Below are 20569 nucleotides of genomic sequence, written 5' to 3' on the forward strand. Positions count from 1 at the left end.
TGTTTTAAGTTGTTGTTAAAATTATTTTTGTTATCTAAAATAAGACTTTAGGACTACCTAAAAAATATTGCCATAACATTACCTTTGTGCAACAATTGTAAACATAGTATTAAGAAAGGGTAAATGTAATGTTAAATATATTGAGAAGCTTTAAAAAGCGATTAAAACATTTAGATATTGGTATCATAATTAGTTTTATAATTCTAAGCGTCATCGGTGTCATAATGGTATACAGCGCAAGTATGGTTCCGGCTTCTAAAGGGAGTTTAACAAATGGAACACCCATAGAAGCTAATTATTTCATGAAAAGACAATTTATCTTTTTCATTTTAAGCGTTTGTATAATCTTATTTATTAGTATGTACTTTAATATCAAAATGCTAAGAAATGCCAGCACTCAAAAATTTCTAATAGTAGGGACATTTGCATTATTAATCCTGACATTACTGATTGGTAAAGATGTAAATGGTTCTAGAAACTGGATTAATCTGGGATTGTTTAGTTTACAATCCTCTGAGTTTTTAAAATTAGTTGCTATTTTTTATCTTTCATTTATTTTAGATAAAAAATTAACTAACAATAGAGATTATAAGTTGAAGAATATTGTTCCACCATTAGGCATATTAGGTGTGGGATTAGTTCTAGTTCTAATGCAGGGAGATCTCGGAGGCACATTATTAACAGTTGCAATTATTGTAGCTATCTTAATGTATTCGGATATCAAAAATAAAATAAAAATCCAAATTTTAACAATTACTTCAATTCCTGTAGTACTATACATCTTTTATACTTTAGTTTTTGATTCGAAAAATCTATACAGAATGAAGCGAATTAAAGTAGTATTGGATCCATTTAAATATGAAAATAGTGATGGATATCAACTGACAAATGCATTAGTTTCAATAAGTAACGGCGGGGTGTCCGGCCGTGGTCTAGGTAATGGTATCTTGAAATTAGGCTATTTACCAGAACCACATACAGACTTTATATTTACTGTTATTTCAGAGGAATTAGGACTCATAGGTGTATTACTTATACTACTAATGTATGGCTTTATTATTTTAAAAGGATTTATTTATGCAAACAAAACGCGTAATCACTTTTATAAATTAATTTGCGTAGGTGTAGTGAGCTATTTATTTATGCAAGTATTTGTAAATATAGGCGGTGTATCTGGCTTGATACCATTAACTGGTGTAACACTCCCATTGTTAAGCTATGGTGGGTCATCCATGTTAAGTATCAGCATAGCATTGGGTATTTTATTGGCAGTTATCCGAGAAATTAAAAAAGAGACAAAAGTATATGAATGATACATAAAAAACAATTGAATAATAAGTGGAAAGGAAGAAGTAATTTGAAATTATCGAAAAGAGGCAAAATTGTAGCGATTATTTTATTGTTAATACTTATAATAATTGGATTTTTTGCATATAAGTTATTTCATTTGAATCAAGCAATACATGATTCAGACGGAACAGATGAAGCAACGAAAGCAACACAAGAAAAAATAAAAAACAATAAACCAATATCTATCGCAATATTTGGGGTGGATTCAGATGTGAAACGCGCTGAGGAAAATATGGGACAACGTACAGATACACTATTAATTGCATCAATAAATCCCGAAAAGAATAAAACAAAACTCATTTCTATACCTCGTGATATGAATAGTAATATCCCTGATGTCGCTGGTAATCAAAAGATTGCACATGCTTACGCATATGGTGGTCCGAAGACAGCAATGGAGACACTTAGACAAAATTTAGATGTACCGGTAGATGCTTATGTTACTTTAGATATGGATGGTTTCAAAAAGATGATCGACATTTTTGATGGTGTAACTGTAACAAGCAATGCTACATTTAGTTATAATGGTTCTAGTTTTAAAGAGGGACAAAAAGTAAAATTAGCTGGTGATAAAGCACTTAATTATGTGCGTAGTCGTAAAGAAGAAGGTGCAGGTGGTGACGAAGGTCGTACTGAAAGACAACGTCAAGTAATTGATGCACTGTCTAAAAAAGCAAATGGGTCTTCCAATTTATTTAAGTTAAACAAAATACTTAAAGTTAGTGAAGAAAATGTTAAAACTGACCTTAATGTTGGAGATTTAAAATCTTTATATTCAAATTATAAGGATGCTACAGAATCTATTGATAAAGAATCTATCGATGGTGAAAATTTAATAGAATCTGATGGAGTTTGGTATTTTGAACCAAATGAAGAAGACAAAAATGTTAAAATAAACGAATATAAGAATAATTTAAAATAGAATATAGGGTTTGAATGTTGAGAGGTGTAAAGCAATGACAATTATTATATTGCTTATAATAGGACTCGTTTCCTCTATTATAGGTTCTTTGATCGGTGTTGGTGGGGGTATTATTATTGTACCAACACTTGTTTTTATAGGTGCAAATTTTGATTTATTAAGTGGTATTACAACACAAACTGCAATTGGCATTTCATCTTTGACGCTTGTTTTTACAGGTTTATTTTCAATAATTGCTTACCGAGGTAAAGGTAAAGATACAATTGATTTTAGAAATGGTATTTTATTTTCTATTGGTATTATTCCGGGATCGTTATTAGGTGCTTATCTAAGCCAATTTCTGAATGATATATATTTTAATATTATATTTGGTATATTTTTATTTTTAATTTCAATTTTGCTCTTTGTAAAAGACTATTTGGCATCTAAAAAGGATAGCACTACAGAAAAAAATGTGAATTTAACAATAGGAATTATTTTTGCATTTTTTGTAGGTATCAGTGCTGGGTTGTTTGGAATTGGTGGCGGTGTGTTAATGACACCGTTAATGATTATTGTCTTTAACTTTACGCCACATGTAGCTGTAGCAACAAGTATGATTATTATTTTTACTTCAAGTTTAGCCAGTTCAGTAGGTCATGTGATTCAAGGACATGTTATTTGGGGTTATGGGTTAATATTAATCATTGCCAGTTATGTAGGAACAAAATGTGGTGTAAAAATTAATAGGTCGATTAATTCTGCAAAGTTATCAAACTTACTTAAATTCGTTTTGATTTGTTTAAGTATTTATTTGATTATTAAAGGATTTATCGAATTATAAATTTAAAAGTATGAGCAAAGAATGTGGCTAATTGATTAATCACTGTCGCTTGCTTATGACACAGTTGGCTAGAATTGAAAAAGTTGTTTAAGCGCTTTTTGAATTCTAGCCAGCTTTTAACAATTTAATAAAAATGAAAAAGATTGGTAAGTGCATTTTTTAATATACTTGAAAACTTGCAATCATCTTTACAGAAAACAAGGCTAAGACATGTTAATGTTTTAGCCTTGTTTTAAAAATAGTAAGCATTAGTAAAATAATTAATATATTATCTCTTTGCGCTAAATTTTTAAACTAATGAATTTTATTATAAAGTTCTATAAATTGCTTACCTTTTTTACGATTTATAGAATTAAAAACCCATGGTTCGCCGTCTAGGTCCATAATAACTATCCTATAACCGATTAATGTTAAACCCATTTTTATGTTTTTAATGTCTGAAAATAGTAATTCATCTTTAAAGTTTGGTAGTTTTGCACCATCACTAGTTTTAAAATATATGCGATCGCTGAGCAAAATTAAATCTCCAACAATTGATTGTGAAAGTGAATATTTCAATGTAGCTTGAATAGTACATACTGGATTATTCATATCTATATTCATAACTTATTCCTCCAAGGTTTAATTACTGCGTTAAATTAATGAGAGTTTGACATAAGATCTAACTATTTATTTAATATTACCACTAATGTTGCGTGCTATAAAATATTTACAGAACTAATAACCCACCTTATTTCATCATTAATGATATAAAGTGGGTTTTGTATAAATATAAATTTGATGAAAGAGATTTTACATAAAATCGGCAAAATGGTCTCTATAACGCATGTGCAATATAGAACCAACAATAAATAAAATAACTACTAGTACAAGGTTATAAAGCGTTAAGTGCCAGTGTTCTATAAAATACCATTCATGGTGAAGAACAGAGGCTCTATAGCCCTCTGCTAGGAAATAGATTGGATTTAATTTCATCACTGTCATTACAATTTCATTTTTAGGCGTATACAAAATAGAAGAGACAAAAAATATGATTCTCATCAACGATTGAACTACCATCTGCGTATCACGGATGAGTACACCTAATGTTGAAGTTAGTAGTGAAATAACTATAGTAAGTATAAGGGCATAGGGCACATAAATTAATAACTGTAATGAGTATATGGAAGGGGAATAACCTCCAAAGAAACATAATATTAATACAATCATAAGTAAACCAAGATGACCATAAAATCTACTAAAAACAATGTAACTTGGTATGATAGATAATGGAAACTTCATTTTAGCTACTTGATTATACTTTGAAGAGATTGATTTCGTACCTTCCAATACACCTTGGTTAACGAAAAACCACATGCTAATTCCGACAATTAACCAATAAATAAATGGAATACCATCATGTGTTGTATTATTTCGTAGGCCTAAACCAAAGACAAACCAGTAAACTGCAATTTGCATGGCTGGGTTTATAATCTCCCAAGCAACCCCTAAATAATTATTGTGATTTGAAATACGTAGTTGAAAATCTGCTAGTCTTTTAATTAAATATAAATTTTTCAATTGCTCTTTTAAAACAAAACATATTGCATTCATTTGAATATATCACTCTTTCATGCTGACTTTAAAAAACTGATAAATAGGATTATACATTATTTTTAAAAATATAAGCAAATATAAATATAATACCAAAAACATTTAACTTTAAAGTATGTCTATAAATAGCTTGGGTTCATTATCATTAAATACTTTACTTTATTTAAGTTAAAACGAACCTCACCAATTAACATAGCGGGAGGTTCGTTAAAATACCATATAGAATGGTTATATTTTCAAGGGGATGTTACCTTTAAAATCTACTAATTGATAAGCTAATTTAACATCGTTATCTGAAGGGGGTTGAACATCGTTTAAAGGATAGCTCAAGTTCATTGCTTCCCATTTGTGAACACCAAGTTGATGGTAGGGTAATAGTTCAAATCTTTTCACATTATCTAATGTATTTATAAATGTGCCTAATTGCATTAAATCTTCCTTGGTATCAGTATATCCGGGAACTAGCACGTGTCTAATCCACACAGGCTGTTTAAGATCTGATAACTTTTTAGCAATGTTTAATATTTGTGTGTTAGGTTTTTCGGTTAATGCTATATGTTTTTTGTTATCAATATGTTTAATATCTAATAGTATTAAATCTGTATATTTTAATAATTCATCGAAGTGACGTTGAAATGCTACTGTATCATTTGCACAGCCTGCAGAAGTATCGATACATGTGTGAATTCCATTTTCCTTTAATGCTTTAAATAAAGCTGTGATAAAGGGCATTTGTAATAACGGTTCACCACCACTTATAGTTACTCCTCCTCCAGATGCTTCAAAATAAGGTTTGAAAGCTGTGATTTCATCAATCATTTCATCAACTGTTACTTCTCTAGAAAATGAATTGACTTTCCATGTATCTGGATTATGACAATATAAACATCTCAATAAACAGCCTTGCATAAAAAGTATATATCTAATACCTGGACCGTCGACAGTGCCCATACTTTCGACAGAGTGCAAGTGTCCTTTAAGCATTTTGCTCCCACCTTTTATTTACATTCTTTCATGGAACGTACGAGAAATAACATCTAATTGTTGTTCTCGTGTTAATTTAATGAAATTAACTGCATAGCCAGAAACACGTATAGTTAGTTGTGGGTATTCTTCAGGATGATCCATTGCATCTAACAATGTGTCTCGGTTAAAGACGTTTATGTTTAAATGATGGCCGTGTTGCATAGCATATCCATCAAGCATACTTGTAAGATTTCTATTTTGTTCCTCTGGTAATTTTCCTAATGATTTAGGAACGATACTGAATGTATTTGAAATACCGTCTTTACAACAATCATATGGAATTTTTGCAACAGAGCTGAGTGATGATAATGCTCCTTTTTGATCTCGTCCATGCATTGGGTTGGCACCCGGGGCGAACGGTTCACCAGCTTTTCGTCCATCAGGTGTATTACCGGTCTTTTTACCATAAACTACATTTGAAGTGATAGTAAGTACACTCATCGTATGTTCAGAATCACGATACGTTTTATGACTTCTTAATTTAGTCATAAAGCGTTCTACTAAATCAACGGCAATATCATCTACACGAGTATCATTGTTGCCATATTTAGGGAAATCTCCATTTATTTCAAAATCAATTACTAAACCATTGTCATCACGTATTGGAGTAACTTGAGCATATTTAATTGCTGACAATGAATCCGCAGCAACTGATAATCCTGCAATACCAGTCGCCATTGTACGTATAATATTAGTATCATGTAACGCCATCTCGATACGCTCGTAACTGTATTTATCGTGCATATAATGAATAACATTTAAAGAATTGATATAAACGCCTGCTAACCAATCCATCATCTTATCAAATTTTTCAAATACTTCATCGTAATTTAATACATTTGAATTGATAGCTTCATAGGATGGTCCTACTTGCATACCAGATTTTTCATCTTTTCCACCATTAATTGCATATAATAAAGTTTTAGCTAAGTTTGCACGAGCACCAAAGAATTGCATTTGTTTACCAATTTTCATTGCAGATACACAACACGCAATACCATAGTCATCACCGTATGATTCACGCATTAAATCATCATTTTCATATTGTATTGAACTAGTTTTTATACTCATTTTTGCACAGTAATTTTTAAAGTGGGACGGTAATTGTACCGACCAAAGTACAGTTAAATTTGGTTCTGGTGCAGGTCCTAAGTTGTCTAATGAGTGCAAGAAACGGAATGAGTTTTTAGTTACAAGTGGTTTACCATTAATTCCTATACCACCAATTGATTCAGTAACCCAAGTAGGGTCCCCAGAGAATAATTCATTATAATCTGGTGTACGTGCGAATTTCACAATACGTAATTTCATAATAAAATGGTCAATTATTTCTTGAATTTCACGTTCTGTTATCGTGCCATTTTTTAAATCTCGTTCAGCATAAATATCTAAGAATGTAGACGTGCGTCCTAAACTCATAGCAGCACCATTTTGTTCTTTAATAGCAGCTAAATATGCTAAATAAAGCCATTGTACAGCTTCTTTAAAATTATTAGCAGGGCGACCAAGGTCAAAACCGTATGTTTTACCTAATATTTTCAATTCTTTAAGTGAGCGATATTGTTCTGATAATTCTTCGCGTAAGCGAATAACATCTTCTGACATTTCAGTAGATATAGTATTAAAGTCATGCATTTTTTCTGCCATCAAAAAGTCAATGCCATATAGCGCAACACGGCGATAGTCACCAATGATTCTCCCACGACCGTAAGCGTCAGGAAGACCTGTTATAATACCAGCTTTTCTACAATTAAGCATTTCCTTAGAATAGGCATCAAACACGCCTTGATTATGTGTTTTACGATAATCTGTAAATATTTTTTCAGTTTCTGAATCTAACTCATAACCATATGCTTCGCAGGCAGCTTTAGCCATACGAATGCCTCCAAATGGTTGCATAGATCGTTTAAATGGTTTCTCAGTTTGGACACCGACAATAGTTTCTAAGTCTTGGTTTAAATAACCAGCTTCATGTGAAGTGATTGTAGAAGGCACTTTTGTATCCATGTCCCACATGCCACCACGTTCACGTTCTTCTTTGGATAAAGCCATCACTTGATCCCACAGCTTCGTTGTTGCCTCAGTCGGTCCTTCTAAAAATTGATCATCACCTTCATATAGTGAGTAGTTTAGTTGGATAAACTCACGAACATCAACATGGCGATTCCAACGTCCACTTTTGAATCCTTGCCAAGCAGTTTCATGTAATTTTTCTTTTTCTAACATTTTTACTCCTCCATTCATTTTGTTAATAATTTCACAAACATTGTAACATTATCATTGTTAATTTTTTCACAATATTTGTGAAAGTTTTTAATACAAACTGTGAACGATTTGAGAAACTGTAAGAAGTTATATGACAGTTTTATAATATTGTGTATCTGTTATACAACAGGTGATTATTGAAGTATTATAAATAAGCAAAGGTAAGAATTGCGCGAAGAAGAGTATAAAAAATAAGAAACACAAAGCAGGCCACTTTTATCCTTATTAATTAGAGGATAAAAGTGGCTTAATAAATCGTGCATATATAATAGAAGGTTTTAGAAATTAAATTGTGTATTAATTTATATTAATCATTATGATAACAGTAATTAGTACACTTATTATACACAATATTAATTAAAAACAATTGTTTTATTGCCATCATTTACGATGACTTTATGTTGAACATGATATTCAACTGCTTGAGCTAAAACAGAAGATTCAACATGACGTCCAATTTTACGTAAATCTTGTACGTTATAACGATGATTAATACGTGTGACATCTTGGTCTATAATCGGTCCTTCATCTAAATCAGAAGTTACGTAATGACTTGTTGCACCGACTAATTTAACGCCGCGCTCCCAGGCTTGTTTGTATGGGTTCGCTCCAATGAATGAAGGTAAGAAAGAATGGTGGATATTAATAATTTGATTTGGATAATGACTTACAAAATTATCAGTAAGTATTTGCATATACTTAGCTAAAACTATTAATTCTACTTCGTGTTTTGCGCAAATATCTAATATGTTTTGTTCAACAACAGCCTTATCATTGTTACTTGGTACATAGTAAAAAGGGATATTAAAAGATTCAGCAAAATGCCTATTGTTTTCATGGTTACTGACAACACAAGTAATTTCAGCAGGAATTTCTTTACGCTGAACTCTTAATAATACTTCATTAAAAGCATGGTCTTCTTTTGATACAAATAATGCGATTTTTGTTTTATCACTTGTATCAAAAATATCAAAATTAATATTATTTTGGCTTAAAGTGTTTTCTAGAGCTTCTTTCAATTGTGTTACTTTTTCAAACTCAAATCTTAAAAATAATTTTCCTGCGGTATCTTGTGCATGATCGTATTCAGTAAAGTGATCAAGATGTAAAATATTAGAGCCGTATTCTGCAATAATATTTGTAATTAATGACGTTATACCAACTTTGTCATTGCATGTTGCGAGTAATATGTATTTATCTTCCATTTAAGCACCTCAAAATTTAAAAAGTACTTAAAATTATAGGGAATATTCTGAACAATGTAAATAAATAAAATGTTTTTCAATAAAAATAGAACAATTTATACTTTTAACTATACTATTATAGTAGAAATAGGCTATAATAATGAATAGTGTTTTTATCTTTTATGAGTAATAAGTAATGATGGATAATGACACTTTTTATGAAAATAATACGCTTACAAACAAAGTGATTTTTGTTTTTAACTAAATTATAAGATATAAGATTGATTATTTTGATAATTGCGCCAATGATAAAAAACGATGAAAATTTGATTTCACTCTTTTATTTTCTTAAAAATTGTATTAAGATGTAATTTGTGTTTCAAGAAGCGTGTATTATTGCAATTTCTTGTGTCCGGATAAAATATTCTTTAGATGAAAGGTAGATTAAAGTAATGGATAGACAGAATTTCACAGATTTAATTCAAACAAAATTTAAAATGGTACGTATTGAAGCAGGTTATACGCAAGATACGATGGCCCAAACTATTGGTCTTTCAAAAAAGACTTTAGTACAAATAGAAAAAGAAAGAGTACTACCTAACTGGACAACATGTGTCTCAATTTGTGCATTATTTAGAGATTCAGATGTTTTAAATAGTACATTTGGTTGTGATCCTCTAGAAATGGTACAAACTATTTCTCGTAATCACTGTGCATACCCTAACCATTCAACAACAAGTGACATCTACTGGAACACTGTTGATAGCCGTAATGGTTTCATCTTACAAAGCAATAAAGTAAGTGATATTTATCGCGTACTTAACCAAGAAACACAACCAATATTTGGTACTTCTAAATTAAGAGAAGCAGAAACGTATTTTGGTAGAATTTCTAAAGAAGAGTTAATGCACGTATAATATTAATTCAATTTGTGATAGAAGAATCATTATTTATATAATTTGGTGACATAGGACTTTAAATTGTATATGAATGATTTAGTCACTATACACTACTTGACCTAAACAAAAGATTTAGGTCTTTTTTTATTTTTAATTGTTTTTTTAAATGAATAAGTGTATTCTTCTACACAATTAAACTATATGTATTGTACAATGTTTAAGAGTGAATTTTTATATTGTAGTACGTTACCAAGTAAAATAAAAAGGAGAAACTTTTATGCATGCATTTTTAATAATTATATTTATGATGATAATTGGTGCATTAATTGGCGGAGTAACGAACGTTATTGCGGTGAAAATGTTATTCCATCCATTCAAAACATATTATATTTTTAACAAACGCGTGCCATTCACGCCAGGTTTAATACCCAAACGAAGAGCAGAAATTGCTGATAAAATTGGGCAAGTTATTGAAGAACATTTACTTACTGAAAGTATGATTCAGTCCAAATTAAATGCAGCAGCGACGAGGACTGCAATCGAAGAAGTAGTACAAAAACAAATTGAGAAGTTAAAGGAAAATCGTACATCTTTTGATTATTTAGCAAATAAAATGGATATAGATATTAGCCAATTAGCAAATAGGAAATTAGAAACGGTCATGTCAGAAAAATTAGAACTGTTTTATTATGATCATAGGGATACTTCAATTGCACAATTAATTCCTGAAGATATTGAAAAAAGTTTAGATAGTAAGGTTGAAGCAGTACCAGAACTATTATTTGATAGAGCACGTGTCTATTTGAAATCTGAAAAAGGCGCTTCAGACATCGCATCAATGTTAGACACATTCTTCAATGAAAAAGGAAAAATTGTTGGGTTATTACAAATGTTTATGACGAAAGAAAGTATTGCTGATCGTATCCAACATGAATTAATCAGATTGACTAATCATCCCAAAGCGAAAGTTATTGCAAATCAAATTATCGAAAATGAGTATACAACCTTTAAATCCAAACAGTTAAGTGAAGTGCTAAATGAACAACAATTTCAATCTTTTAAAATATCAGTAACTGATTTAGCAATAGGTTATATGGATATTAATAATATGGCAACGAAGCCACTAAATACCCTTATGCCAAACTTTATACAATTTTTAGAAAATAAAGTGTCGCAAAAGCTAACAAATGTGATTATTGAAAATGCATCAAAACATATCTCGCCAATTATGAAGAAAGTTAATTTACGTCAAATGGTCGAACAGCAGATTAATACGTTTGATTTAGCATATATAGAAAAACTTATTATAGATATAGCGAATAAAGAGTTAAAATTAATTATGTTATTAGGTTTCTTATTAGGTGGTATTATTGGTTTATTACAAGGAGTAATTGCAATTTTTGTATAACATATTAAATTATGTTATTGTAATATCGATGTGGTTTTCACACATATACAAAAAAGGAGTGAAGCATAGTGGCAGTAAATTTATACGATCATGCAAATCAATTAGAACAAGCATTAAGAGAAAGTGATGAATATCAAGCTATTCAAAATGCTTATGCAAAAGTTAAAGAAAATCAAGAATCAAAAGATTTATTTGATGAATTCCGTGAAACACAATTAAATTTCCAACAAAAACAAATGCAAGGTGAAGAAATCGGTGAAGAAGAGCTACAAAAAGCACAAGAACAAGCTCAAAAAATCGAAAATGATTCTAACATTTCTGAATTAATGGCTGCTGAACAAAATATGAGCCAAGTATTCCAAGAAATTAACCAAATCATTGTAAAACCTTTAGATGAAATTTACGCTGACTAATTTTTGTTAGTCTAACGTGTGAAGACTATGATACAAACAAATATAGTGTTGTAGTTTAAATGGGGTGCACAGAAAACTAATTATTTTATAACTAAGATTTTGTCATCCATCATGGTAGTAGAGACTATAATTGCAATAGCTTAATTTAAACGCAATTCCAATTAGTAGTAACTATCAATACAATATTTGAGGCTGAGGCATATAATTATGTGTCAGCCTCATTTTTTTGTGAGTCTTTTTAAAGATTCTGTTTTAATTAAAAAACGGTAGAAATGGATAAACACTAAGTCATTTAATAATAATTTGAAATGATATCGTCTTAAATTGAGCATCTTTTGTTTTATCGACTGTCTAATAGGCAATGTGGTAAAATATACTAATACAAGGTATTTGTATGCATAAATTTTAGTATTAGTTGAAGCGTGTAATCTGTTACTGAAATATCAAATATGCATCAGTTTAAATAAACCTTTCAATAAAGGAGAAAGATACTGTATGGTGAAATTTATTCATTGTGCTGATTTACACTTAGATAGTCCTTTTAAGTCAAGAGATTATCTCAGTCAGCCTATTTTCGAAGATATTCAAAAAAGTGCTTATGAAAGTTTTAAAAAAATAGTAGATTTAGCATTAGCCGAAGAAATCGATTTTATGATTATTTCAGGTGATTTATTTGATCAACAAAACCGCACATTACGTGCAGAAGTGTTTTTAAAGGAACAATTCGAACGTTTAGAAAGAGAACAGATTTTTATCTATTTATGTCACGGTAACCATGATCCATTATCATCGAATATTGCTACTGTATGGCCAGATAATGTATCAGTTTTCTCTGAAAATGTAGAAACATATCAAACGATAACTAAAAACGGTGAAGAAATTTATCTTCATGGTTTTAGCTACCAAAATGATGCGAGTTATGAGAATAAACTTGATGAATATCCAACTAGCCAAGGTTATAAAGGTATTCATATAGGCATTTTGCATGGCACATATAGTAAGACTAGTACAAATGACCGTTACACAGAGTTTAGATTAGAAGACTTAAATAATAAATTGTATCATTATTGGGCCTTAGGACATATACACGAACGTCAACAATTGAGCGATATGCCACAGATACATTATCCTGGCAATATACAAGGAAGACACTTTAAAGAGCTTGGTGAAAAAGGTTGTTTACTCGTTGAAGGTGACAACTTAAATCTCGATGCTAAATTTGTGCCAACGCAATTTATACGATTTGAGAAAGCTGTTCTGGAAACAAAACAAACGTCTAAACAAGGTCTTTTTGATGATATACAAGCATTTAAAACGCAAGTTAGAAAAAACGGTAAAGCAATCTATCAGCTTAAAGTAATAGTTGATTCGGATCATTGGATACCGGAACAAGATATTTTACAAATTCATGAAATGATAAGTGATTATGAGGCTAATGAACATAACTTTGTATTTATTGAAGATTTAACAATCAAGAATAAATATGATGATCAAAATACATTAGTTAAAGAATTTTCTCCTGAGTTAATCGAGGACAATACTGTATATGATCAAGCGATGAATGACTTATATTTAAATCCTAAAGCATCTAAGTATTTAGAAAAGTATAGCGATTTTGATAGACGAGAACTTATTGAACATGCTGAAGAACTCTTGAAGTCAGATATGAGGGGAGAATAAAATGAAAATTAAATCATTAGAGATTTATGGATACGGTAAATTTATACAAAGAAAGATTGAATTTGATGAATCATTTACTGAAATATATGGAGAAAATGAATCAGGTAAATCAACTATCCAAGCATTTATTCATTCCATACTTTTCGGCTTCCCAACTAAGAAAGAAAATGAGCCACGTTTAGAGCCTCGATTAGGAAACCAATACGGTGGAAAATTAACTTTAATTCAAGATGATGGATCGTTAGTAGAGGTTGAACGTATTAAAGGCAGTGCAACAGGTGACTTAAAAGTATACTTACCTAACGGAACTATTAAAGATGAAACTTGGTTGAATAAAGAACTGAATTTTATATCTAAGCGTACATATCAAGGCATTTTTTCTTTTGACGTACTTGGACTTCAAGATATTCATAAAAAAATGGATGAAACGCAATTACAAAATTATCTGTTACAAGCAGGTGCATTAGGTTCAACAGAATTTACAAGTATGCGCGAAATATTAAGCAATAAAAAAGAAATGTTATATAAGAAAAATGGTCGTAATCCTATCATAAATCAACAATTAGAACAGTTGAAAGAACTTGAAGGACAAATTAGAGAAGAAGAAGCAAAGTTAACTTCATATAAAAGATTAGTTGATGATAAAGATAAAGCTGAACGTAGGTTAAGTAATTTAAAGCAAAATTTAACACAATTATCTAAAATGCATGAGCAAAAACAAAAAGAGATTGCATTACATGAACAGACTCAAGAATGGAAACAACTAGAAACCCAATTAAATATTGAACCAATAGTGTTTCCAGAACAAGGTATTGATCGTTATGAATCTGCAAAAATACAAACACAAAATTTAAAACGTGATATTGGTTTACGTGAGGAACGATTAGCACATCTAAAAGCAGAAAATGAAAAAGTAAAAGTGCCAAAACAAAGTGACATAGATGCGTTTAATCATTTACATCAACAAGAAAACGAAATTAAACAAAAAGAATATGAATTAAAGGCTGTAGAAAAAGAAATTCAAGATAAAACACGTGAAAAATCAGGGCTAAGTTCAAATATTGGTTGGCAAGATGTTCATCATCAAGTAGACGATTCTGAAGCAATGAAAAGTCACGTGAGTAATCAAATTAAAAACAAGCAAGAACAAACTGCATATATACAACAACTTGAACGTAACATTGAAGAAAATAAAATTGATAAAGACACAAACAACGTAGAAATAAAATCATTAGAAGCGGACATTGTTCCAGAAGAAAATTTTGAAAAGAAAAAGCAATATAATAAAAGAGTATTTGAATTACAAGAAAAAAATAACCTCTATCAAAAAATGAAAGAGGCATTTGATACTGAGCAACGTGAAAATGAAAAAAAACAAAATTCATTACGTATAGGTCTAATGATATTAGCAGTAATAGGAATTGGGTTAACAATTTTCTCATTTGTATCTGCAAATATTATTTTCGGTGTAGTATTCGCAATTTTATCTCTTATCTTTATCGTAGGTATATTCTTTATAAAATCAAAAGAAATTGGACATAGCGAAACATTTTCAAAAGAGATTGATGATTTGCAGCATCAAGTGAATCATTTAGAGGAAAATTATGACCTTGATTTTGATTTGGATGATCAGTATAGAGTGCGTGAACAGTATCAAACTGCAATTAAAACAAAAGAAGCAATCGATAAAAAAGCAGCTTATTTAGAAGACACATTAGAGAAAGCCAAACAACATTATCAAACTGCTCAGAATAATATTAATGACGTTAAATCAGATTTGTTCTTATCGAATAAAATGTCTGACGAATTAATTATTGATAGTATTAATACAATGAATAAAATAAAAGAACATGATGTTCATATTACTGAACTTCATGAAAAAGCACATGAATTACAACAACAATTAGATGAATTTTATGCTCATGCGCAAGAAATCACTAAAAAGCAATTTTCATATTTTAATGAATTGTCATTATTCCACGATATAAGACAATGGCTAAAAGAAGAAACAAGTAATTTAGATAAGTGGAATAGAAACAATGAACAAATTAAGTTGATTGAAAGTGAGGTTGCACAACTTCATAATAGATTAAACGAAAATAGTAATGTAATTTCACAATTATTTAATTTTGTTAATGTTAATGATGAAGAGTCTTATTATCAACATCATGTTCAACATCAAAATTACCATCAACAGATGGCACGTTTTAATGATTTATCAAAATACCTAGAAAATCAAAATTACAATTATGAAACTAGTTCTAGATTGAGTGAGAAAACTGCTGCGCAATTAACTAATGAAGATGAAGTACTCGCACGACAAGTAGATGATTATAATGAGCAATATTTAGAACTACAGTCACAAGTAAGTGATTTAAATGCTAAAATTACAGATATGGAAACAGATAAAACTTTAGCTGATCTAAGACATAGATTCCATATACTTAAAAACAAAGTGAATGATGAAGCTAAAGATTGGGCTAGTCTTAGTTATCTACAAGCTTTAGTAGAAGGGCATATTAAGCAAATTAAAGATAAACGTTTGCCACAAGTGATAAACGAAGCAACAAATATCTTTTCGCATTTAACAAATGGTCATTATGTGCAAATCACATATGCTAATGACGATTTAATGGTAAAACAAGCAAATGGACAGATGTATGAGCCTGTAGAGTTAAGTCAGTCTACGAAAGAAATTTTATATATTGCATTACGTTTGAGTTTAATTCAAACTTTAAAACCGTATTATCCATTCCCAATTATTATTGATGACGCTTTTGTGCATTTTGATAAATATAGAAAAGATATCATGATGAATTATTTAAGACAAATGCCAAGCAGTTATCAAATTTTGTATTTTACATGTGTGAAAGATACGAGTGTGCCTTCAAAACAAATTATTACTTTAAATAAAATCGAGGAAGGCGGTAAATAATGAGAAATGTTGAAAATTTAAATCCTGGAGATTCAGTGGATCATTTTTTCTTGATTCATAGAGCTACACAAGGTGTAACTGCTCAAGGTAAAGATTATATGACGCTTCATTTACAAGACAAAAGTGGTGATATTGAAGCGAAACTTTGGACTGTAAGTAAAGAAGATATGAAAGTATTAGAGCCTGAAAAGATTGTACACGTTACAGGTGATATCATAAATTATCGTGGCCGTAAACAAATGAAAATTAATAAAATAAAATTGGCTACACCTGAAGATAATATGAAAACACAAGATTTTGTAGATGGTGCACCTATGACACCTGATGAAATTCAAGAAGAGATTTCACATTATATGTTAGAAATTGAAAATGCGACTTTACAACGTATTACGCGTCATTTAATACGTAAACATCAAGAAGCGTTCTTTACATTTCCGGCTGCAAGTACGCACCATCACAACTTCTCAAGTGGTTTAAGTTACCATGTGTTAACAATGTTGCAAGTAGCTAAATCAATATGCGATATTTATCCATTATTGAATCGCAGCTTATTATATAGTGCCATTATTTTACATGATTTAGGTAAAGTAAGAGAATTAAGTGGACCAGTAGCTACATCTTATACGGTTGAAGGAAACTTATTGGGGCACATTTCGATTGCAAGTGATGAGGTAGCTGAAGCTGCTAGAGAATTAAACATTGATGGTGAAGAGGTATTGTTATTACGTCATATGATTTTAGCACATCATGGTAAAATGGAATTTGGATCACCTAAATTACCACACATGAAAGAAGCTGAAATATTGTTCTTTATTGATAATATAGATGCGAAAATGAATATGTTTGAAAAAGCATTTAAGAAAACAAATAAAGGACAATTTACGGAACGTATCTTTGGATTAGATGGTAGACAATTTTACAATCCGACATCTTTAGATTAATAGTTAAAGCTAGAATATTTCTTGAAATAGATTGATAAAAGAAATTTTAAAATTAAGTATTGAGAGTGGGGCCGCAATTACATTTAAAAATGGGTGCGTCGTCCTACTCTCATTTTTATGTATTGCTTTTATTTATAATATATAAAAAGAGGTTAGGAATTTTCCTAACCTCTTTTTAAAATTACTATTGTCCTGTAGACATACCAGCACCACTTTGTTGCATCATTTGTTGCTGTTGTTGTTGTTGCTGTTGTTGTTTAATTTTCTCAGGATCCAAGATTGAATCTTCGATTGCTTTTTTGATATCTCTATCTTTGTAATCTACTTTGTATTCATCCAATAACTCTTTATATGCATCTGTTAATAATTTAGGTTCTTTTTGAACTTTAGATTGAATTAATTGTGCTTTAAGTTTCCCTTTTTCTTTATCAAAATCATCTTGCTTATCTGCTTTAATGATGTGATAGCCGTAATCAGTTTTGACTACATCAGAAATGTCACCCTCTTTAAGCTTGAAGAGTGCCTTTTCAAATTTATCTTCCATTTGACCTTTGGTAACATAACCTAAACTTCCATCTTTTTTAGCTGAGGATTTATCCATTGATTCTTTTTTAGCAATTTCGCCAAATTTATCTGGATCTTTCTCAACTTGTTTTTGGATTTTTTCTGCTTTAGCTTTAGCATCTTTATCCGATAAGCCTTCTTTATCATCTTTGTTTTCTTTAACTTTAATTAAGATGTGAGAGCCTTTTTTAGTATCTTCTTTTATTTCTTTATCTGAGATATCTACTTTGTCATTAAGCAATTCTTTTTGATAAGCTTGTAATTTTTTTTGTTCTTTGTAATCGCCTAGAGACATTTTTTGTTGTTTTAACATACTTTCAAATTGGTCTTTACCACCATATTGTTTTTGCTCTTTTTCAACTTCTTTATCAATATCTTTAGTGTTAACTTCATCTTTATATTTATCAGCCAGTAGTTTATTTAATAAAATAGAGAAAGAACTGTTAGCAATTTGTTCATCACCAATTTTATTCATAACATCTTCTACTTTAACGTCACCAGCTTTGGAAGAAATAATTGTATCTTCTTTTGAGTCTGTTGCACTGTTACCACACGCACCCAATAATAATGCACTTGCAGTAACAGGAAGTATAACTTTTTTCAATGTTTTCATGGTTGGAAACTCCTTTTGTAAGAATAACAACGTAAATATAACATATTATTGTGTAATCACCAATTAGAAACACAATTTCTAAGACTATAGTATTAGGATGTTAATAAAAAAGACAACAAAATCAAATTCCAAAAATAAGATTTTGTTGTCCCATTAGACAAAATAATTTAAATTGTAAAAACTCGTTAAAAACAGCTTTTGAAATAACAAGTTATATATGACGTTCATGTTTTGATTCAACTTTATTTAATATATTGATGCCTGTTTGATGTTCTTCAATGTAAGTTCCTTCATTTGAAAATATAATAATCTTTAAATATAGAAAATCCATTACCGAATAGCCCATGTTTAAGGCAATAAGAAACATTAGATAATGTCCATACTGCGGGAATAAAGTACTTAAATAAGCGCAAACACAAGTGATTATAATAACTGGTGTTATCAAATCAAAACAAAAATAATACTTGTTTACAGGCGTGTTAACGTACGTGTTATAAAATGGGATGTTTTTTTGTTTTAATAACTTATACTTTTTAAATGATTTATAGTACGGAAACAAAAAGAATAAATGAATTGCTTTATGAATAGGGTATAAAACTAATACGAGTAACAAAAAAACTAAAAAATATTTATCTGTTAACTTTGTATTTGAAAAGAAGTATAAAATTTCATAAGCAATGAGAAATGTAATGATTGTTGTGACTAAACTAAGAAAAGCAATCCTAGGTAAACCAAAACGCGCATTAATATCTATTTGCCGTGTACAAAGATACATTATTTGGTCATACTCCTTTATATTATAATTCGCATGCTATATACTTTCGTATTATCTATCTTAATAGAAAAAACGTCAAGATAAATTTGTTTCTAGTAATACACTTAAAATTAAGTATTATATTACGGTTTAAGTCTGAATAGCTAAAGATTAAAAAAGAACTGCAACTCACACAAATAAAGGGTGAATTGCAGTTCAGAAATGTTAGCAACAGAGCTTAAACCGAGGCAAGATAAACTTAATTATCTTTTTCGAACGCTTTAGTAATTTCTTCTCCACGGTTTTGAAGGTTTTCTATATGAGATTGTAGTTTTTCGATATTAGGGTCTATATCTGATTTGAAATCACCAATCATTGTTTTAACTTCATCACCTATTGAACTACCAAATTCAGTACTTTCAGACTTTATTTGAGCAATATAGTTAGTGATGTCGTTTATACTTTGTTTAATTGTATTGATTTCTCTATCAAACTCAGACTCAGCACCCACCGGTTTTTTTGCGTGTTCAATAAATTCATTAGAATCTTTTTTATCACGATTCATCAACGCTACGCCTAGACCAGTAGCAACTCCAGCACCTAGACCTAATAATATTTGAGCTGTTTTCATAAAAATTCTCCTCATTTCTAAATAATATCTCAACGGTTAATAATTTTTATATACCCCATATGTGATAAAGTAAGCATTTTTAATCGAAGTGAGCAGCTATCTCTTCTGCGATTTTTGCTTTTTGTTCATCATCGATACTTTCTGCATGTGTTTCCCATTTATAACCGAACCCATCCACATCGTTTTCATATCTTGGTAATAAATGGAAATGAAGATGGAAAACAGATTGATCGGCAAATTCGCCATTATTTTGTATAATATTTAATCCATCAGGGTTAAAAGCTGATTTAATAGCATTTGCTACTTTTGGTAAAGCAACACCGATATGTGTCATAGTTTCACTATCAGTTTCAAAAATATTTGCAGATGCTTTCTTTGGTACTAATAATGTGTGACCTTTTGTAACTTGTGAAATGTCTAAGAATGCATATACGTATTCATCTTCATATACTTTATAACTCGGGATTTCACCATCAATAATTTTACTGAACACTGTTTCTGACATAAAAGCTTCACTCCTTGTAAGATTGTTACTGCCTATTATAGCATTACTATATTATTCACGTCA

Annotated in this window: 18 protein-coding genes; 9 read left to right on the top strand and 9 right to left on the bottom strand. The window is 30.2% G+C overall.

Annotated features, from left to right (window positions below):
- Positions 1 to 128 precede the first annotated feature (128 nt).
- From ACW5YJ_RS06800 to ACW5YJ_RS06810, 3 genes are read left to right on the top strand one after another with little or no spacing between them, the layout of a single operon-like run.
- Complete coding sequence (locus ACW5YJ_RS06800) at positions 129 to 1313, top strand: FtsW/RodA/SpoVE family cell cycle protein (protein ID WP_017723179.1); 1185 nt, start codon at positions 129 to 131, stop codon at positions 1311 to 1313.
- 44 nt (positions 1314 to 1357) lie between these two features.
- On the top strand, positions 1358 to 2272 hold the full coding sequence (locus ACW5YJ_RS06805) for an LCP family protein (RefSeq protein ID WP_107551659.1): 915 nt from the start codon (positions 1358 to 1360) through the stop codon (positions 2270 to 2272).
- 34 nt (positions 2273 to 2306) lie between these two features.
- The gene (locus ACW5YJ_RS06810; RefSeq protein WP_017723177.1) at positions 2307 to 3095 is read left to right on the top strand and encodes a sulfite exporter TauE/SafE family protein; all 789 of its coding nucleotides are present in this window, start codon (positions 2307 to 2309) and stop codon (positions 3093 to 3095) included.
- Between the two features lie 294 nt (positions 3096 to 3389).
- Here the strand turns inward: ACW5YJ_RS06810 and ACW5YJ_RS06815 are convergent, their stop codons facing one another.
- The 5 genes from ACW5YJ_RS06815 to purU all read right to left on the bottom strand — a co-directional run bounded on the left by ACW5YJ_RS06815 (position 3390) and on the right by purU (position 9184).
- Positions 3390 to 3698 (bottom strand): hypothetical protein, encoded by a 309-nt coding sequence (locus tag ACW5YJ_RS06815; RefSeq protein WP_017723176.1) that lies wholly within the window; start codon positions 3696 to 3698, stop codon positions 3390 to 3392.
- 189 nt (positions 3699 to 3887) lie between these two features.
- Complete coding sequence (locus tag ACW5YJ_RS06820; RefSeq protein ID WP_017723175.1) at positions 3888 to 4688, bottom strand: ABC transporter permease; 801 nt, start codon at positions 4686 to 4688, stop codon at positions 3888 to 3890.
- A gap of 228 nt (positions 4689 to 4916) precedes the next feature.
- A complete protein-coding gene (gene pflA / locus ACW5YJ_RS06825) occupies positions 4917 to 5672 on the bottom strand; it encodes a pyruvate formate-lyase-activating protein (protein ID WP_457338605.1) in 756 nt (251 codons plus the stop codon).
- 18 nt (positions 5673 to 5690) lie between these two features.
- The gene (gene pflB, locus ACW5YJ_RS06830) at positions 5691 to 7940 is read right to left on the bottom strand and encodes a formate C-acetyltransferase (protein WP_107551661.1); all 2250 of its coding nucleotides are present in this window, start codon (positions 7938 to 7940) and stop codon (positions 5691 to 5693) included.
- A 392-nt stretch (positions 7941 to 8332) separates the two neighbouring features.
- A complete protein-coding gene (purU, locus tag ACW5YJ_RS06835) occupies positions 8333 to 9184 on the bottom strand; it encodes a formyltetrahydrofolate deformylase (RefSeq protein ID WP_153672511.1) in 852 nt (283 codons plus the stop codon).
- 431 nt (positions 9185 to 9615) lie between these two features.
- On the opposite strand from purU, the gene xdrA reads away from it, so the two are divergent.
- The 6 genes from xdrA to yhaM all read left to right on the top strand — a co-directional run bounded on the left by xdrA (position 9616) and on the right by yhaM (position 17439).
- Positions 9616 to 10080: an XRE family transcriptional regulator XdrA gene (gene xdrA, locus ACW5YJ_RS06840; RefSeq protein ID WP_017723171.1), complete on the top strand. Its 465-nt coding sequence runs from the start codon at positions 9616 to 9618 to the stop codon at positions 10078 to 10080.
- A 259-nt stretch (positions 10081 to 10339) separates the two neighbouring features.
- Positions 10340 to 11470, top strand: a complete 1131-nt coding sequence (locus ACW5YJ_RS06845; protein ID WP_017723170.1) for a DUF445 domain-containing protein — start codon at positions 10340 to 10342, stop codon at positions 11468 to 11470.
- A gap of 68 nt (positions 11471 to 11538) precedes the next feature.
- Entirely contained in the window at positions 11539 to 11883 is a 345-nt protein-coding gene (locus tag ACW5YJ_RS06850) for a YlbF/YmcA family competence regulator (protein WP_017723169.1), read from the top strand.
- 495 nt (positions 11884 to 12378) lie between these two features.
- The gene (locus ACW5YJ_RS06855; protein WP_017723168.1) at positions 12379 to 13563 is read left to right on the top strand and encodes a metallophosphoesterase family protein; all 1185 of its coding nucleotides are present in this window, start codon (positions 12379 to 12381) and stop codon (positions 13561 to 13563) included.
- Position 13564: 1 nt separating this feature from the next.
- Positions 13565 to 16498 carry an ATP-binding protein gene (locus tag ACW5YJ_RS06860; protein WP_153672512.1) on the top strand — a complete coding sequence of 978 codons (2934 nt, stop codon included), beginning with the start codon at positions 13565 to 13567 and terminating at the stop codon, positions 16496 to 16498.
- Positions 16498 to 17439, top strand: a complete 942-nt coding sequence (gene yhaM / locus ACW5YJ_RS06865) for a 3'-5' exoribonuclease YhaM (protein WP_017723166.1) — start codon at positions 16498 to 16500, stop codon at positions 17437 to 17439. Before ACW5YJ_RS06860 ends, yhaM begins: the two co-directional genes overlap by 1 nt.
- A gap of 184 nt (positions 17440 to 17623) precedes the next feature.
- Here the strand turns inward: yhaM and prsA are convergent, their stop codons facing one another.
- The 4 genes from prsA to ACW5YJ_RS06885 form a co-directional block, all read right to left on the bottom strand.
- Entirely contained in the window at positions 17624 to 18616 is a 993-nt protein-coding gene (prsA, locus tag ACW5YJ_RS06870; protein WP_017723165.1) for a peptidylprolyl isomerase PrsA, read from the bottom strand.
- 211 nt (positions 18617 to 18827) lie between these two features.
- Positions 18828 to 19391, bottom strand: coding sequence for a DUF3267 domain-containing protein (locus tag ACW5YJ_RS06875; RefSeq protein WP_017723164.1), 564 nt, complete (start codon positions 19389 to 19391; stop codon positions 18828 to 18830).
- 238 nt (positions 19392 to 19629) lie between these two features.
- Complete coding sequence (locus ACW5YJ_RS06880; RefSeq protein WP_017723163.1) at positions 19630 to 20001, bottom strand: YtxH domain-containing protein; 372 nt, start codon at positions 19999 to 20001, stop codon at positions 19630 to 19632.
- A gap of 79 nt (positions 20002 to 20080) precedes the next feature.
- Positions 20081 to 20506, bottom strand: a complete 426-nt coding sequence (locus ACW5YJ_RS06885; RefSeq protein WP_017723162.1) for an HIT family protein — start codon at positions 20504 to 20506, stop codon at positions 20081 to 20083.
- Positions 20507 to 20569 lie beyond the last annotated feature (63 nt).

This window comes from Staphylococcus sp. mip270_02, assembly GCF_054031535.1.

Bases quoted from the DNA above. Each gene is read 5' to 3' on its own strand.
- ACW5YJ_RS06800 (WP_017723179.1), top strand. From the start codon at position 129: ATGTTAAATATATTGAGAAGCTTTAAAAAGCGATTAAAACATTTAGAT.
- ACW5YJ_RS06810 (WP_017723177.1), top strand. From the start codon at position 2,307: ATGACAATTATTATATTGCTTATAATAGGACTCGTTTCCTCTATTATA.
- ACW5YJ_RS06815 (WP_017723176.1), bottom strand. From the start codon at position 3,698: ATGAATATAGATATGAATAATCCAGTATGTACTATTCAAGCTACATTG.
- ACW5YJ_RS06820 (WP_017723175.1), bottom strand. From the start codon at position 4,688: ATGAATGCAATATGTTTTGTTTTAAAAGAGCAATTGAAAAATTTATAT.
- pflA (WP_457338605.1), bottom strand. From the start codon at position 5,672: ATGCTTAAAGGACACTTGCACTCTGTCGAAAGTATGGGCACTGTCGAC.
- pflB (WP_107551661.1), bottom strand. From the start codon at position 7,940: ATGTTAGAAAAAGAAAAATTACATGAAACTGCTTGGCAAGGATTCAAA.
- purU (WP_153672511.1), bottom strand. From the start codon at position 9,184: ATGGAAGATAAATACATATTACTCGCAACATGCAATGACAAAGTTGGT.
- xdrA (WP_017723171.1), top strand. From the start codon at position 9,616: ATGGATAGACAGAATTTCACAGATTTAATTCAAACAAAATTTAAAATG.
- ACW5YJ_RS06845 (WP_017723170.1), top strand. From the start codon at position 10,340: ATGCATGCATTTTTAATAATTATATTTATGATGATAATTGGTGCATTA.
- ACW5YJ_RS06855 (WP_017723168.1), top strand. From the start codon at position 12,379: ATGGTGAAATTTATTCATTGTGCTGATTTACACTTAGATAGTCCTTTT.
- ACW5YJ_RS06860 (WP_153672512.1), top strand. From the start codon at position 13,565: ATGAAAATTAAATCATTAGAGATTTATGGATACGGTAAATTTATACAA.
- yhaM (WP_017723166.1), top strand. From the start codon at position 16,498: ATGAGAAATGTTGAAAATTTAAATCCTGGAGATTCAGTGGATCATTTT.
- prsA (WP_017723165.1), bottom strand. From the start codon at position 18,616: ATGAAAACATTGAAAAAAGTTATACTTCCTGTTACTGCAAGTGCATTA.
- ACW5YJ_RS06875 (WP_017723164.1), bottom strand. From the start codon at position 19,391: ATGTATCTTTGTACACGGCAAATAGATATTAATGCGCGTTTTGGTTTA.
- ACW5YJ_RS06880 (WP_017723163.1), bottom strand. From the start codon at position 20,001: ATGAAAACAGCTCAAATATTATTAGGTCTAGGTGCTGGAGTTGCTACT.
- ACW5YJ_RS06885 (WP_017723162.1), bottom strand. From the start codon at position 20,506: ATGTCAGAAACAGTGTTCAGTAAAATTATTGATGGTGAAATCCCGAGT.